Here is a 15,952-nt window from a genome sequence, read left to right as displayed (position 1 = left end):
GATGAGCGGTCTTGAAATCCGGCGGCTGCAGGTCACCTACGAAGGCGCACGTGGCACGGCGCCGCACATCGCGCTCGCTGACGTCGATCTGCATATCGAACCGGGTGAGTTCGTCGTCGCGCTGGGTGCGTCCGGTTGCGGCAAGACGACCTTGCTGAATTGCATCGCCGGTTTCATTCAGCCGACCGAAGGCGAGGTGCGCCTGAACGGCGAACCCGTGCTTGGGCCAGGCGCGGATCGCGGTGTCGTGTTTCAGAAGTACGCGCTGATGCCCTGGCTCGACGTGCTCGACAATGTTGCGCTCGGCTTGCGTTTTCAGCGTGTGCCGAAGGCGCAACGCGAGCGCATCGCGCTGGAGATGCTGGCGCTGGTTGGGCTCGAGAAACATGCGCGCTCGCGGGTTTACGCGTTGTCGGGCGGCATGCAGCAGCGCGTGGGCATTGCACGCGCGCTGGCAAGCGATCCTCAAGTGCTGCTGATGGACGAGCCGATGGGCGCGCTCGACGCGATGACGCGCGAGTCGATGCAGGAGCTCGTGCTCGACGTCTGGGGCCGTACACGCAAGACAGTGTTCTTCATTACGCATAGCGTGGAGGAGGCGCTGTTTCTGGCGACTCGCCTCGTCGTGATGACGCCGGGGCCGGGCCGTATCGCCGAGAGCTACGACCTGCCGTTCGCGCGGCACTTTCTCGAAACACGCGACGCACGGGCGGTGAAGTCGTCGCCGGAGTTCATTGAATGGCGCGAACGGCTGGTGCGCCGTTTGCACGAACGAAATGAGCACAACCAGGAAGAGGTGCTGTCGTGACGGCTTCACGTGAATCGTTGAGCGCCGCCGTGCCTCTGACCCAGACAAACGAGCCGCCGCAGCGCAAAGCACGACCGGTGCGCGGCTGGCGCTTGCCGGGCGAAGGCCCGACTGCGGCGCTGAGCGCGGGCTCAGTCACGACACTCGCGGCGCTCTGGTGGCTCGCCACGCATCTGCACTGGCTGCCTCCGCTCTTTCTGCCGACGCCCGAGGCCGTTTGGGCCGCGTTTCTGGATGCCTGGCACGGGCGCATTCAGGGCGGCTTGCCGCTCTCCGAACATCTCGCATGGAGCGCGCTGCGCGTGTTCGGCGCGTTCGCGCTGGCTGCGGTCACGGCCGTGCCGGTCGGCATCCTGATGGGCGTGAGCCGGGTTGCGCGCGGCTTGCTCGATCCGCCGCTGGAGTTCTACCGGCCGCTGCCACCGCTTGCATATCTGCCGCTAGTGGTGATCTGGTTCGGCATCGACGAGACGGCGAAGATCGTCGTGATCTATCTCGCCTGTTTCGCACCGATCGCCATGGCGGCGCGCGCCGGTGTGCGCAGTGCGACCATCGAGCAGATTCATGCGGCGTACTCGCTGGGTGGCCGCTTCGCGCAGATCGTGCGCTATGTGGTCCTGCCGGCGGCGTTGCCCGAGATCCTGACCGGCTTGCGGATTGCCATTGGCTTTGGCTGGACCACCCTGGTTGCCGCCGAGATGGTCGCGGCCACTGCCGGCCTCGGTCAGATGGTGCTCAATGCATCGAGCTTTCTGCGTACCGATGTGGTGGTGATGGGCATCGTGCTGATCGGGCTGATCGCGTGGCTGTTCGATCTCGGCATGCGTGCGCTGGAGCGGCGGCTGGTGCCGTGGAAGGGGCGTGTATAACCGCCGGCCCGAACAACAGTCTCAAGCAAATAATTCAATCACTGGCCAGCCGCGTTCCGCGGCAATGGCGCGCAGACGCGGGTCGGGATTGGTCGCAACCGGATCGGTGACGCGCTCGAGCAACGGCACGTCGTTGATTGAATCGCTATAGAACCAGCTCTGCGGAAAATCCTGCAGACGATGGCCGAGCGACGCCAGCCAGCTCTCGGTTCGCGTGATCTTGCCTTCCCGGAAGGTCGGTACGCCGACGGCGTTTCCGGTAAAGCGCGCCGAAGGATCCCCGCCTTCGGTGCCGAGATCGATCCCCAGCAGATGGTCGAAACCGAGCGCCTTGCCGATCGGCTTCGTAATGAACACGTTGGTGGCGGTGACGATGCAGCACAGGTCGCCCGCTTCGATGTGACGCTGCACGAGTGCCCGCGCGGCCGGCAGGATGGACGGCGCAATCACGTCCTCCATGAACTGTGCATGCCACGCGTCGAGCTGCTCGCGCGAGTGGCGAGCCAGCGGCGCCAATGTGTAGTTCAGGTAAGCGGTCATATCGAGCGTGCCGGCCACATACTGCCGGTAGTAGTCGTCGATTTCTTCCGCGTGCTGCGCAGCGCCTTCTATGCCCAATTCGGCGATGAAGTGGGCCCACGCCTGATCGCTATCGAGCGGCAGCAGCGTATGGTCCAGGTCGAACAGCGCAAGGTTGCGGCTCATCCAGAGTCCTTGTGGTGAAGTGGGCAAACTAAGTGATCGAGCGAATTGCAGTCCGGACGATGAGCCGGTACACAGCAATCCACAGTTTGGCACGAGCGTATATTTAAATGCACAAAATTACAATAAGGCAAAAATGTGCAACACTACTGTCATAAACACCCCGGGTGCCGGTTCGTGTGGCATGCGGTTCGGGTCATGGCAGTGGAACGGATGCGCAGTGCCTTATGTTGATTCTTCTTAACCTTCTGGCTGGTGTGGCGCTCCTCGTGTGGGGCTCGCACATCGTACGTACCGGTATCCTGCGCGTGCTCGGCGCCGATCTGCGCAGCGTCCTCGGGCGCAGCACCAGCAGCCGCTGGCGTGCCTTCCTTTCGGGCGTCGGCGTCACGAGCCTGGTGCAAAGCAGCAATGCGACGGCGGTGATCGTCACGTCGTTCGCTGCGCAAGGTCTTCTGCCGCTCACCAGCGGCCTCGCCATCATGCTCGGCGCCGACGTCGGCACGGCACTGATGGCGCGGTTGCTCACGCTCGATCTGTCCTGGCTGTCGCCGATCCTGATCCTGTTCGGCGTGCCGCTCTTTCTGTCGCGCAAGCAAACGCGCCTCGGCCAGGTCGGCCGTACGCTGATCGGGCTCGGCTTGATCCTGCTAGCGCTGCACCTGATCGTCGAAGCGGCTCAGCCGATGATGCAAGGCGCCGGTGTACGCGTGATGTTCGGCGCGCTGACCGGCGACACCATGCTCGACGCACTGGTCGGCGCGGCCTTTGCCATGCTGTCCTATTCGAGTCTCGCGGCGGTTCTGCTGACAGCGACGCTTGCCTCGTCCGGTGTGATTTCGCTGAAGGTGGCGCTGTGTCTCGTGATCGGTGCGAATCTCGGCAGCGGCCTGCTGGCGCTGATGGGCACGCTCGCGCAAAATGCGGCGGCGCGGCGTCTGGCCTTGGGCAGTCTGGCATTCAAGCTGGCCGGTGCGTTGCTGATCCTGCCGTTCGCGCCCTTGCTTGTGCGCGGGCTACCGGTGCTGATCGCGAATCCACGCGAAGCCGTGGTTGGCTTTCACGTGATCTATAACACGCTGCGTTGCTGCGCCTGTCTTTCGCTGATCGATCAGGTGGCGCGCATCTGCACGCGAGTGCTGCCGGACCGGCCTCTGCCCAACGGCGAGCTGCGGCCGCTGCACCTGGATGCCGCCGCGCTGTCTACACCCACGCTAGCGCTCGCGCACGCGGCACGCGAGGTGCTGCGCATTGGCGACATCGTGCGCACCATGCTTGATAACGTGGCGGGCCTGATCCATGACAACAGCCTCGAGAAGGCGCGCGAAACGGTCCGTATGGACGACGACGTGGACGAACTCTACGCCGCGGTCAAAACCTATCTGACGCTCATCTCCCGCGAGCAACTCGACGAGGCCGACAGCCGCCGCTGGACCGACATCATCTCGCTGACGATCAACCTGGAGCATGCGGGCGACATCATCGAGCGGATCGTCCGCGATATCGAGGAGAAGAAGATCGCGCACCGGCTGTCGTTTTCAGAGGAGGGGCTGGGCGAACTGGACGACCTGCAGGCGCGGCTGGTCAGCAATCTGCAGCTTGGCCTGTCGGTGTTTCTGAATAACGATCTGCGTTGCGCCGAGCGACTGCTGGCGGAGAAGGAGCGCTTTCGCGATCTTGAGCGCGCGTACTCGTACAAGCATCTGGACCGGCTCGCCGGGCAAACCTTGCGTAGCATCGAGACCAGTGCGTTGCATCTGGATCTGATCAGCGACATGAAGCGGCTTAATTCACTGTTCTGTTCGACGGCCTATCCGGTGCTCGACGCGGCCGGCGCGCTGCACGATACGCGCTTGCGCAAGCGCGCGCTCGACACCATGCATGTGAAGGAATGAGCGGCTCGCCGGTGTTGGTCGCGCGCGTCGCTTACTAGCGCCAGCTACGCTAGTGACCGTACCAAAGCCGCTTGTGCCGCTCTCACAAAGCATTCGAGCGACGTCCAGAACATGCCGGTGTCCTAAGCCAGAACAATCTCTTCCAACTTCTTTTTCAGCGCAGCAAAGTCGGCGGCTTCGGCCGCCTTTTTGTTGGTGACCAGCACGTCGATCTGATCGACCGGACAGTACGAAATCCGGCTGCGCTGACCGATCTTGCTGTAGTCGGCGAGGATCACCACGCGGTCCGCGTTGGCTACCATGGCGCGCGCCACTTCGGTTTCAGCGTGATCGTAGTTGGTCGCGCCATGCCGATGATCGATGCCGACCGGCGAGAGCAGGGCTATATCCGCACGATAGCGCTGGATGTCGAGCACCGTGGTGGCGCCAGTGGTCGCCATGGCACGATCGCTGATCGAGCCGCCGAGCAGAATCACTTCGTTGGCCGCTTCCGTTTGATCCACGGCGCGCATTTTCAGCGCGACGTCGATGGAATTGGTGACGATCGTCAGGTTCGCCAGTTTCGCCAGCTCTTCAGCGAGCGCCGCGGTGGTCGTGCCCGCGTCGATGAAAAGTGTCTGGCCGCTTGCGATCAGACCAGTGGCTGCCTTGGCAATCGCCGTTTTGGATTTGACGCGCATATGGGCGCGCTCGGCGATCGGCGCCTCGTCGGCGGGTTTGATCGCGCCGCCATGCACGCGCCGTAATTCACCGAGGGCCTCCAGGTCGAGCAGATCGCGCCGCACCGTTTCGCGCGATACCCCAAGGTCGGCCATGATCCGTTCGGTCGACACACGCTGAAGTGTGGACAGCAACGCACGAATTCTTTGATGACGGTCTTCCTGCCACATGCATTTTTCCTTGGATGCGAATGCGCGTTCACACGGCTTGTTTTAATAGTGCCATCGTGGGCATGGATGTGTGTCCGGACAATGACAAGCGTACTACTTTAGCCGAATTGTGTTGTATTTTTTTGGCAGCTTGCAAGTTTGTGTATTTCACCTTAGCCTTCGCAGATCGAAGCGCGGCGCCTGTTTCGAACATCAAATGTTCGAAAAGGAATTGAAATGTCCGATTTCGAGCATTTTGCGGCGTTTTTTGGCAATTTAATCGACTCATGTCGTCGCCATAATGAACCTTGGGATCTGCCGTCTGAATCATTCGCTGCTGCGTGCGGCGCTGCCAGGAAGCGGAAAGAAGCGGCACGGTTCGGCATCCTGACCATAGAACTGCGGCGGGTACGGCGTTGGCCGTGCGGCCAGCTATCGCAGTGTCGCCCAATGGCGCGATACTACGCGCGGGGCTCACGCGTTGAGGCTGCAGGGCGCAATGGTGGCATGACGGCAGTGGCAGTCGAGAACGTGTCGAGAGCATATTTAACCCGCTCTATCTGGAAGGTAACGAGACGTGGGAAACGGGATTGATCGCACCTTATCCGCAGACTGGCCCTATCCGAGGCTGGTTGCGCATCGCTGCGGCGGCACGTTGGCGCCGGAGAACACGTTGGCCGGTTTCGACGCATGCGTGCGCTACGGTTACCGCATGGTCGAGTTCGACGCCAAGCTCTCCGCCGACAACCAGCTGTTTCTGTTGCACGACGACACGTTGGAGCGCACCACCAACGGCTATGGCGCCGCTGCTGAACACACGTGGAATCAACTGGTTGCGCTCGATGCCGGCGCCTGGCTCGGGCCGCAGTTCGCCGGTACGCGCCTGCCGACGCTTGCTGAGGCCGCCGGACGCTGCGCACGAGATGGCATTGCCGCGAACATCGAAATCAAACCCTGCCCCGGGCGTGACGACATCACCGGGCGCCTGGTTGCAAGCGGCGCCCTGACTTTGTGGCAAGGGCAGACGCCGCCGCTGCTGTCATCGTTTTCATTCGAGGCGCTCGCAGCGGCGCGTGATGCCGCGCCCTCACTACGGCGCGGCATGCTGTTCGAAGAGGTGCCGGATGACTGGCTGCGCATCGTGCGGGAACTGGACTGCGTGTCGTTGCACGCAAGCCATCGGTACCTGACCGAGCGGTTGGTCGCCGAGATCAAGGCGGCCGGACTGCGCGTGCTGGCCTACACGGTGAACGATCCCGAGCGGGCCACGCTGCTCGCGCAATGGGGCGTCGACATGATTTGTACAGATCGCATCGACAGACTGGAACACGACATGTTGTCGGCGTCGGCGAATCCAAGCTAAGCCAGACTGAGCATGGCGCGGGTGCGCGAGTGCGAGCTTGCACAGGCGTGCACCCCTGGAGCCAGAAATTAGAAATTTTCCAAACGTAGCAATTTCGGCAGAGGATGGGGAAGACTATGAAGCGCACAGCGTTAGCTCGTTTACTTTCGATGTCGGCCGCCGCGGGTGTCGCCGCAGCTGGCGTAAGCAGCGCTTCGGCCGCGCCGCTCGACGCGTTGATCGCAGCCGCCAAGCAGGAAGGCCAACTCACCGTGATCGCATTGCCGCACGACTGGTGCAACTACGGTGAACTGGTCGCCGGCTTTCAGAAGAAGTACGGCATCAAGATCAACGAACTGAATCCGGATGCGGGTTCGGGCGACGAAGTCGAAGCCATCAAGGCGAACAAGGGCAACAAGGGTCCGCAGGCGCCTGACGTGATCGACGTGGGTCTGTCGTTCGGTCCGACCGCGAAGGCCGAGGGTTTGCTGCAGCCGTACAAGGTCGCTTCGTGGAACTCGATTCCCAAAGAGTCGAAAGATGCCGATGGCTATTGGTATGGCGATTACTACGGCGTGCTGTCGTTTGAAGTGAACGCCGACATGATCGACAAGGTGCCGTCCGACTGGAGCGATCTGCTCAAGTCAGACTATAAGAACGCCGTCTCGCTGGCCGGTGATCCGCGTACGGCCAATCAGGCAATCCAGGCCGTGTTCGCCGCGGGCCTGTCGCAAAGCAAGGGTGATGTGAGCAAGGCCGACAAGGCCGGCCTCAAGTATTTCGCCGACCTGAACAAGAACGGCAACTTCGTGCCGGTGATCGGCAAGGCCGCATCGCTCGCGCAAGGCACCACGCCGATCGTCGTGCGTTGGGACTACAACGCGCTGGCCGACCGCGATACGCTGAAGGGCAATCCGAAGGTGCAGGTGGTGATTCCGAAGACGGGCGTGGTCGCCGGTGTGTACGTTCAGGCGATCAGCGCCTACGCACCGCATCCGAACGCCGCCAAGCTGTGGATGGAATACCTGTATTCCGACGAAGGCCAGATCGGCTGGCTGACCGGCTATTGCCATCCGATGCGCTATAACGAACTGGTGGCGGGCAAGAAGGTTCCTCAAGCGCTGCTTGACAAGCTGCCGCCGCCGTCGTCGTACAAGAATGTGGTGTTCCCGACGCTGTCCCAACAGGACGCCTATAAGGACACCATCACGAAGCATTGGGACGAAACGGTCGGCGCGAACGTCAAGTAATCGTCGCGGCGCACGCGGTTGCGGCGGCAGTGCGGCGGCGATCTATGGCATGCCGCACACGCCGCCGTTTCTAACCGCAACGCGCAGTTTCAAAGGTAGCGCGCCGCTCCACGAGAGCGGCGCGCCACGCGTTAGCCAGATTGCCTAAGGGTGAGTTATGAGCGCTTCATCGGATGCTGGATCGGTGCAGCCGGAATTGCTGGTTCCGCCTGTGCCCACGCCAACGCCTCGCGTCAACGGTCCGGGCCGCGCGTCGCAATTTCTCGCCTGGATCGGCGTGGTGCCGTTTTTCACCTTCGCCCTGTTGTTCCTGATTCTGCCGACCGGCTTTCTGATGGTCGGTGCGTTTCAGGATTCGCAAGGCCACTTCACGCTTGGCAATTTCCGTGATCTGCTCCAGCCCACGGTGCTGGACGCCTACTGGATCAGCTTCAAGGTGAGCGCCGCTTCCGCGTTCGGCGGCGCGTTGATCGGCTCGCTGCTCGCGTGGGCTGCGGTGCAAGGCAAATTGCCCGGCTGGATTCGTCCAACGTTGATGACGTTCTCCGGCGTCGCCTCGAATTTTGCCGGCGTGCCGCTTGCGTTCGCGTTTATCTGTACGCTTGGGCGTGTCGGTCTCGTGACCGTATTGTTGAAGAAGTACCTCGGCCTCAATCTGTACTCGACGGGCTTCAGTGTTCTGAGCTTCTCCGGGTTGACGCTGACCTACCTGTACTTCCAGATTCCGTTGATGGTGCTGATCATCACGCCCGCGCTCGACGGCTTGAAACGCGAATGGCGCGAAGCCTGCGACTGCCTCGGCGGCACAGCTTTTCAATATTGGCGCCACGTAGCGTTGCCGGTGCTCTGGCCGAGCGTGCTCGGCGCGACGCTGTTGCTGTTCGCCAATTCGTTCGGCGCGGTTGCCACGGCTTACGCGCTGACCGGCAGTTCGCTGAACATCGTCACGATCCTGCTGTACGCGCAGATTCGCGGCGACGTGATGCACAACCAGAACCTCGGCTACGCGCTCGCGCTCGGCATGGTGCTCGTGACGGGCCTGTCGAATGGCGGCTACATCTGGCTGCGTTCACGCGCTGAAAGGGGGCGTCGATGAAAAGCCAGTCGCGTGTGGGTGCGTGGACCGCAATGATTGTCGGTTCGCTGTACTTTCTGATTCCGTTGCTCGCCACCTTCGAATTCAGCCTGCGCATGAAGCGCGGTGTGTACAGCTTCGAAGCGTATAGCGTCGTGTTGAGCGATCCGCGGTTTCAGGCTTCGTTCGGCTATTCGATCCTGATGGCCGTGCTGACGATCATTGTCGGCGTTTTGCTGGTGGTGCCGACCGCGTACTACGTGCAGTTGCGGCTGCCGAAGCTGCGGCCGGTCGTCGAATTCATCACGCTGTTGCCGCTGGTGGTGCCGGCGATCGTGATCGTGTTCGGTTATCTGCGCATCTATAACAGCAGTTCGATTCTGCCGCTCACGGCCAATGAACGCGCGACCGACCTGCTGCTGGTATTCGGTTACGTCACGCTCTCGCTGCCGTACATGTACCGCGCGGTCGACGCCGGTTTGCGCGCGGTCGACGTGCGCTCGCTGACCGAAGCCGCCGAATGTCTCGGCGCGAACTGGCCGACGATTCTGTTCAAGGTGATCTTCCCGAATATCCGCTCGGGCATTCTGTCCGGCGCGTTTCTCACCTTTGCCGTGGTGATCGGCGAGTTCACGCTGGCGAGTCTGCTCGACCGCCCCGCGTTCGGCCCGTATCTGCAATTGATCGGCGCGAACCGCGCGTATGAACCATCGGCGCTTGCGATCATCGCGTTCGTGATTACGTGGGCGTCGATGGGTTTGATTCAGGTATTCGGCTCGGCCCGCGCGCTTAGCGGCCAGAAAGTTTGACGGACTCATTTGATCGACTAAGGCAGTGAATCATGGCATTCCTCGAGATCGAAAATCTGCATAAGTCCTTCGGGGCGAACACGGCGCTGCATCACTTCGACATGAAGATCGAGCGCGGCGAATTCATCACGTTTCTTGGACCATCCGGCTGTGGCAAGACCACGGTGCTGCGGATGATCGCCGGCTTCGAAACGCCGACACGTGGCGTCATCCGGCTGGATAACAAGGACGTGACGCACCTGCGCACGCGGCAGCGCAAGGTCGGCATGGTGTTTCAGTCGTACGCGCTGTTTCCGAACATGACGGTGGCCGATAACATCGGCTTCGGGCTGAAGATCACGCACCGTCCGCAGGCGGAGATCAAGAAGCGCGTCGAGGAGATGTTGCAGCTGATCAAGCTGCCGCATCTCGGCGAACGCTATCCGTGGCAATTGTCGGGTGGCCAGCAGCAGCGCGTGGCGTTGGCGCGCGCGCTCGCCAGCAAGCCGCAGGTGCTGTTGCTCGACGAACCGCTGTCGGCGCTCGACGCGAAAATCCGCATTTCGTTGCGGCAGGACATTCGGGCGTTGCAGCGCGAGTTGGGTATCACGTCGATTTTCGTGACGCACGATCAGGAAGAGGCGCTGTCTATTTCGGACCGCATCGTGGTGATGAACGAAGGGCGTGTCGAACAGGTTGGCACGCCTTCGGAGATCTACAACTATCCGCGCACGCGCTTTGTCGCGTCGTTCGTCGGCACGCTGAACATCCTGGCGGGGCAGGTGATCGACCCGAAGACCGGCAAGATGGCCGTGGACGGTCAGGAACTGACCACCACGCAAGAATTGCCGGCGGACGACGCGGGCAAGAAACGCATGCTCGCGCTGCGGCCCGAAGCCATTGTGCTCGAGCCGGCCGTGCCGGGCCGCAACACGCTGAATGCAACCGTCGAAGAAGTGAATTTCCTCGGCGCGGTGGTGCGTATCAGAACCCGTGTGAAAGACGCGGTGATTTCACTCGATGTGTTCAACGACCCGAATCGCGGCTTGCCCGAACGGGGCCAACCGGTATCGCTGGGTTTCTCGCACGAGAACTTGTTGGTACTGGAAGAGGGCGGTGCATAGACCGAACATTAGTGCCTGACGTGGGTGTGGGCAGCGCTTACCGCTCACCGCTGAGCGTTGTCTGCTGACGCGTGCGAACTTCCCACGCGCGGGCCGGGCAGTTTCTGCTGGAATGAGCGAAAGCCCCAGCCCAAAAGGCTCTCCGGGTTTTCCCGGATTCTCTGCCTGTGCGGATTCCGGGTTTCCCGACACCCCTCGTCCGGATTTCCGGAATCCCGGACAGGGCGTGCTGTAACACGCTAAAAAACCTATAAAAATCAAGGCGATTCGCCGTGCATCAAGCTGGCATCGACCTTGCAATTTAGATCACGCGGCCGCAACGGTCCGACAACTAAAGCAAGGAGACAACGATGTCTGATTTCCCCTCCCGGTATTTCTGAATTCGTCGTCTTGTCGCGGCCTAATGCCGTGCACAGGCGTGACGACTATTCGTTCGCATGATGCGCAGCGTGGCAGGCCTTGAGCTCACCCATATCGCAGGAAACATCGTGAAGAAACCTATCCACAAAGTGCTGTACGTCCAGGTGATCGTGGCGATCATCATCGGCATCGCGCTCGGCCATTATTCGCCGGACTTCGCCGTCGACATGAAGCCGCTCGGCGACGGTTTCATCAAACTGATCAAGATGGTGATCGGGCCGATCATCTTCTGTACGGTGGTGACCGGTATCGCCGGCATGGAGGACATGAAGAAGGTCGGACGCGTCGGCGGCAAGGCGCTGCTGTACTTCGAAATCGTCTCGTCGTTCGCGCTGGTGCTTGGTCTGATCGCCACGCACGTGCTGAAGCCGGGCGTCGGTTTCAACATCGATCCGGCCACGCTCGACGGCAAGGCGGTCGCGTCGTATGCCGCGAAGGCGCACGGCCAGACCACGGTCGACTTCCTGATGCACATCATTCCGGACACGCTCTCGTCGGCTTTCGCACAAGGCGAAATCCTGCAGATCCTGCTGATCGCGTTGCTGTTCGGCGCGGTGCTGGCCACGGCCGGTGAGAAGGGCAAGGTCGTCACGAACTTCATCGACGGGCTTTCGCACGTGTTGTTCGGCATCGTGCGCATCATCACGAAGCTGGCGCCGATCGGCGCATTCGGCGCGATGGCGTTCACGATCGGCAAGTACGGCATCGGTTCGCTGCTGCCTATGCTCAAGCTGATCGGCACGTTCTATCTGACGTCGGTCGTATTCGTGGTGGTCGTGCTCGGCATCATCGCGCGTGCGGTGGGCTTCAACATTTTCCGCTTTGTCGGCTACATCAAGGAAGAGATGCTGATCGTGCTCGGCACGAGCTCGTCGGAAGCCGCGCTGCCGCAACTGATGCTGAAGCTCGAAAAGCTGGGTTGCTCGCGCTCGGTGGTGGGCCTCGTGGTGCCGACCGGTTACTCGTTCAACCTCGACGGCACCAACATCTATATGACGATGGCCGTGCTGTTCATCGCTCAAGCCACCAACATCGACCTCACGTGGACACAGCAGCTCACGTTGCTGGCGGTGACGATGCTGACGTCGAAGGGCGCGAGCGGTGTGACGGGCGCAGGCTTCATCACGCTGGCTGCCACGCTCGCGGTGGTGCCGACCATCCCGCTGTCGGGCATGGTGCTGATTCTCGGTATCGACCGCTTCATGAGCGAATGCCGCGCGCTGACGAACATCGTCGGCAACGGTGTCGCGACGGTGGTGGTGTCGGCATGGGAAAAGGAGCTGGACCGCAACAAGCTGAACGCCGCGTTGCGGGGGCAGGTGGCGGTCAAAGAGCCGGCCGGGGCTTAAGCCTGGCAACCGTCTCGAGTACGACTTCGGCCGCGGACGCCCACCCATGAAAGCGGCGGCCGCGAGCCCGGACCCCGCGCCGTCGGCCGACGAAGCATACGCCGACGGCGCGGCGCCTTATGCCACAATATCCGATCCTCACCGATCGGAAATTGCCAACGTGACGCGCCGCCTGCTGATCCTCTTCGCGCTCGTCGCCGGGCTCGTGGTGGCGTGCGGGCTCACATACAGCATCGCGTGGCAGAGCGGGATCGACAATTTGCGGCGCAACGCCGCGGTCCGGGTCGATCGCACGACCAGCGCGCTGAAAAGCACGCTCGAGCGCTACGAATCGTTGCCCTATCTGCTGGCCGAACATCCCATTGTGCAAGACGTGCTGGTCAATCCCAGCCCTGCCAACGTCGAGCGCGCCAATCTCTATCTCGACGACCTCAACCGCCACGCGCGGGCAACGGTCACCTACATCATTCCGCTCGACGGCTATTGCGTCGCCGCGAGCAACTGGCGCGGGCCGGGCAGCTTCATCGGCGCGGGTTATCAATTCCGGCCGTATTTTCTCGATGCGGTGAAGGGCGGCGTCGGCCGCTTCTTCGGCATCGGCACGATTTCGCAGGCGCCCGGTTACTACATCTCGCAACCGGTGCGGCGTGACGGCAAGATCGTCGGCGTGGCGGTCGTCAAACTCGATCTCGAATGGTTTCAGGGTGCGGATGCATCCGAGCCCCTGGTTGTCGCCGACGATCACGGCGTGATCTTTCTGTCGTCGATGCCGGCGTGGAAATATCACACGATCCGGCCGTTGTCGGGGCGAGTCGCCGACTCGATCTACCAGGCGCGCCAATATGCGCAGCAACCGATCGCGCCGCTGCCTGTGTCGATCGAGCGCACGCTCGAAGGCAATGCGCAGATCGTGCGCATCGGCGGCGGCCGCTATGCGCCGCGCTATCTGGCGTCACGGCGCGGCATGGGCGAGCCGGACTGGCATCTGATCACGCTGTCGCCCGTCGGTCCGGTCGACGCCGACGCGCGCAAGGCGACCATCGTGACCGGTTTCGGCTACGTATCGCTGGTATTGTTCGCGTTCTACTGGCGAATGCGCCGTGCCCGGGTGCGCGAAGTGATGCGCAGCCGTTCGCTGCTGCAAAAGGCCTACGCGGAATTGAACCAGCGAGTGGCCGAGCGCACCGCGGATCTCTCGCAGGCGAACGAACAGTTGCAGAAGGAAGTCGCCGAGCGAACGCGCGCCGAGCAGGAATTGCGCGCCGCGCACGACGAACTGATTCAGGCCAGTAAGCTCGCCGCGCTGGGGCAGATGGCGGCGGGCATCACGCATGAATTGAATCAGCCGCTTGCGGCGCTGCGCGGTTTCTCGGACAACACACGCGTGCTGCTCGAACGCGGCGACCAGGCCTCGGCGCGCGAAAATCTCGAAGCGATCGCGGCGCTCACCGAGCGCATGGGCAAGATCACTAATCAGTTGAAGTTGTTTGTCGGCCGCGCGCGGCCGCGCAGTGCGCGAGCGCCGGTCATGCGAGCGCTGCGTAATGTCATCGCGCTGCTGCAAAAGCGCCTGCAAGGCGTCGACGTCGAGTTCGCCTTGCTCGATGCCGGCACCGGTGCGCGCACGCCGCTGAATCTCGCCGACGATTTCTCCGATCTGGTTGCCAATTGCGACGATCTGCGGCTCGAACAGGTGTTGATCAATCTGCTCGGTAACGCGCTCGACGCCACCGCGGGGATGACGCCGCCGCGCATTTCGATCGAGATCGAAGCCGCCGAGTCGAACGTGTCGTTCGCCGTGCGCGACAACGGCCCGGGCATTCCCGACGACGTGCTGCCGCGTCTGTTCGAACCGTTCTTCACGACGAAGGAAATGGGTCAGGGGCTGGGGCTCGGCCTTGCGATTTCATCGTCGATTGCGCGTGACTGCGGTGGCACACTGGTGGCGCGCAATGCGCCGGACGGCGGTGCATTATTCGTGTTGACGCTGCGCCGCGCGCGCGTGCAGACGAGCCACGCATCGGACCCGCTCACCACGGGCTCCTGAATCAGACGAGAACAACATGCTGAACGACGGCTTGCAGGTGCTGTATATCGAAGACGACGAACTGGTGCGGCGCGCTAGCGTGCAGAGCCTGCAACTGGCGGGCTTCGAGGTGGTCGGCCATGCATCGGCGGAATCCGCGGCGAAGATGATCAGCGCGGATTTCTCAGGGGTGGTTGTCAGCGATATTCGCTTGCCTGGCGCGAGCGGGCTCGAACTGCTCGCGCAGTGCCACGAGCGCGCGCCGGACGTACCGGTGATTCTGGTCACGGGCCATGGCGATATCTCAATGGCCGTGCAGGCGATGCGTGACGGCGCGTACGACTTCATTGAAAAGCCCTTCGCATCCGAACGGCTGATCGAAACCGTGCGACGTGCGCTGGAACGTCGCAAGCTGGTGCTCGAGAACCTTGCGCTGCGTCGTGAACTGGCTGGGCAGAACACGGTGGCGCCGCGCATCATCGGCCGTAGTCCGGCGATCGAGCAGGTGCGGCGGCTGATCGCGAATATCGCGCCGACCGACGCATCGGTGCTGATCAACGGCGACACCGGTGCGGGCAAGGAGCTGATCGCGCGCAGTCTGCATGAACTGTCGCCCCGCCGTGACAAACCGTTTATCGCGGTGAATTGCGGCGCGCTGCCGGAACCGATGTTCGAGTCGGAAATGTTTGGCTATGAACCCGGCGCATTCACCGGCGCGGCGAAACGCCGGATCGGCAAGCTCGAACATGCTTCGGGCGGCACGCTGTTTCTCGACGAAATCGAGAGCATGCCGCTCGCGTTGCAGGTCAAGTTGCTGCGCGTGTTGCAGGACGGTGTGTTGGAACGACTCGGCTCGAATCAGCCGATTCGCGTGAATTGCCGCGTGGTGGCCGCCGCGAAGGGCGACATGGCCGAGCATGTCGCGGACGGCTCGTTCCGTCGCGATTTGCTATACCGGCTGAACGTGGTGACGATCGCGCTGCCGCCGTTGGGCGAGCGCCGTGAGGACATCGTGCCGCTCTTCGAACACTTTCTGCTGGATGCGGCGGTGCGCTATCAGCGCTCGGCGCCGATTCTCACCGACCGGCAGCGTGCCAGCCTGATGCAACGGGAATGGCCAGGGAATGTGCGCGAACTGCGCAATGCCGCCGACCGCTTCGTGCTCGGCGTGGCCGACGACCCCGTCATGTCTCTCGCCGCCGACGACGCCGCGACGCATCCGTTGAAGGAGCGGGTCGAGCAATTCGAGCGGGCGGTGATCGCGGAGGCGTTGGAGCAGGCCGGCGGGGTCGTCGCGGTTGCGGCGGACAAGCTGCAGCTAGGAAAGGCGACGCTTTACGAGAAGATCAAGCGATATGGCCTCGCGGCCAAAGGGGAAGGGGAACGGTGAGGATTTGAAGCACCGGCGGCGAGGAGGTCGGACCTCGCCGCCGGC

Annotated in this window: 14 protein-coding genes; 11 read left to right on the top strand and 3 right to left on the bottom strand. The window is 62.4% G+C overall.

The annotated features are described in order from the left end of the window. Window position 1: 1 nt before the first annotated feature. The gene (locus PQQ95_RS21350) at window positions 2-808 is read left to right on the top strand and encodes a taurine ABC transporter ATP-binding protein (RefSeq protein WP_408440294.1); all 807 of its coding nucleotides are present in this window, start codon (window positions 2-4) and stop codon (window positions 806-808) included. Between the two features lie 29 nt (window positions 809-837). Further along, entirely contained in the window at window positions 838-1,677 is an 840-nt protein-coding gene (locus tag PQQ95_RS21345; RefSeq protein ID WP_408440557.1) for an ABC transporter permease subunit, read from the top strand. Window positions 1,678-1,698: 21 nt separating this feature from the next. On the opposite strand, the gene PQQ95_RS21340 is transcribed toward PQQ95_RS21345, so the two are convergent. After that, on the bottom strand, window positions 1,699-2,382 hold the full coding sequence (locus PQQ95_RS21340) for a histidinol-phosphatase (RefSeq protein ID WP_408440291.1): 684 nt from the start codon (window positions 2,380-2,382) through the stop codon (window positions 1,699-1,701). A 224-nt stretch (window positions 2,383-2,606) separates the two neighbouring features. Here PQQ95_RS21340 and PQQ95_RS21335 point away from each other — a divergent pair, with 224 nt between their 5' ends. Next, the gene (locus tag PQQ95_RS21335) at window positions 2,607-4,274 is read left to right on the top strand and encodes a Na/Pi cotransporter family protein (protein ID WP_408440288.1); all 1,668 of its coding nucleotides are present in this window, start codon (window positions 2,607-2,609) and stop codon (window positions 4,272-4,274) included. A gap of 122 nt (window positions 4,275-4,396) precedes the next feature. Here PQQ95_RS21335 and PQQ95_RS21330 read toward each other — a convergent pair whose 3' ends face one another. Both PQQ95_RS21330 and PQQ95_RS21325 read right to left on the bottom strand, forming a co-directional pair. Then, on the bottom strand, window positions 4,397-5,164 hold the full coding sequence (locus tag PQQ95_RS21330) for a DeoR/GlpR family DNA-binding transcription regulator (RefSeq protein ID WP_408440285.1): 768 nt from the start codon (window positions 5,162-5,164) through the stop codon (window positions 4,397-4,399). A 28-nt stretch (window positions 5,165-5,192) separates the two neighbouring features. After that, window positions 5,193-5,519, bottom strand: a complete 327-nt coding sequence (locus tag PQQ95_RS21325; RefSeq protein WP_408440282.1) for a hypothetical protein — start codon at window positions 5,517-5,519, stop codon at window positions 5,193-5,195. A 201-nt stretch (window positions 5,520-5,720) separates the two neighbouring features. Between PQQ95_RS21325 and ugpQ the strand changes: the two genes are divergently transcribed. From ugpQ to PQQ95_RS21285, 8 genes are all read left to right on the top strand, one after another. Beyond that, a complete protein-coding gene (gene ugpQ / locus PQQ95_RS21320; RefSeq protein ID WP_408440279.1) occupies window positions 5,721-6,506 on the top strand; it encodes a glycerophosphodiester phosphodiesterase in 786 nt (261 codons plus the stop codon). Window positions 6,507-6,622: 116 nt separating this feature from the next. Continuing rightward, window positions 6,623-7,735 carry an ABC transporter substrate-binding protein gene (locus PQQ95_RS21315; RefSeq protein ID WP_408440276.1) on the top strand — a complete coding sequence of 371 codons (1,113 nt, stop codon included), beginning with the start codon at window positions 6,623-6,625 and terminating at the stop codon, window positions 7,733-7,735. Between the two features lie 157 nt (window positions 7,736-7,892). After that, window positions 7,893-8,831, top strand: a complete 939-nt coding sequence (locus PQQ95_RS21310; RefSeq protein WP_408440274.1) for an ABC transporter permease — start codon at window positions 7,893-7,895, stop codon at window positions 8,829-8,831. Next, window positions 8,828-9,619: an ABC transporter permease gene (locus tag PQQ95_RS21305; protein WP_054035688.1), complete on the top strand. Its 792-nt coding sequence runs from the start codon at window positions 8,828-8,830 to the stop codon at window positions 9,617-9,619. Before PQQ95_RS21310 ends, PQQ95_RS21305 begins: the two co-directional genes overlap by 4 nt. Window positions 9,620-9,651: 32 nt before the next feature. Continuing rightward, entirely contained in the window at window positions 9,652-10,722 is a 1,071-nt protein-coding gene (locus PQQ95_RS21300; protein ID WP_408440271.1) for an ABC transporter ATP-binding protein, read from the top strand. Between the two features lie 488 nt (window positions 10,723-11,210). Then, window positions 11,211-12,491: a dicarboxylate/amino acid:cation symporter gene (locus tag PQQ95_RS21295; RefSeq protein ID WP_408440268.1), complete on the top strand. Its 1,281-nt coding sequence runs from the start codon at window positions 11,211-11,213 to the stop codon at window positions 12,489-12,491. 46 nt (window positions 12,492-12,537) lie between these two features. After that, complete coding sequence (locus PQQ95_RS21290; protein WP_408440265.1) at window positions 12,538-14,538, top strand: sensor histidine kinase; 2,001 nt, start codon at window positions 12,538-12,540, stop codon at window positions 14,536-14,538. 16 nt (window positions 14,539-14,554) lie between these two features. Further along, window positions 14,555-15,907, top strand: coding sequence for a sigma-54-dependent transcriptional regulator (locus PQQ95_RS21285; protein ID WP_408440262.1), 1,353 nt, complete (start codon window positions 14,555-14,557; stop codon window positions 15,905-15,907). Window positions 15,908-15,952 lie beyond the last annotated feature (45 nt).

Origin of the sequence: Paraburkholderia caffeinilytica (genome assembly GCF_046030355.1) — a bacterium.
Taxonomy (GTDB): Bacteria; Pseudomonadota; Gammaproteobacteria; order Burkholderiales; family Burkholderiaceae; genus Paraburkholderia; species Paraburkholderia caffeinilytica_B.
Note: the sequence above shows the minus strand (reverse complement) of the source record. Positions and strands in the feature narration are given on the sequence as shown.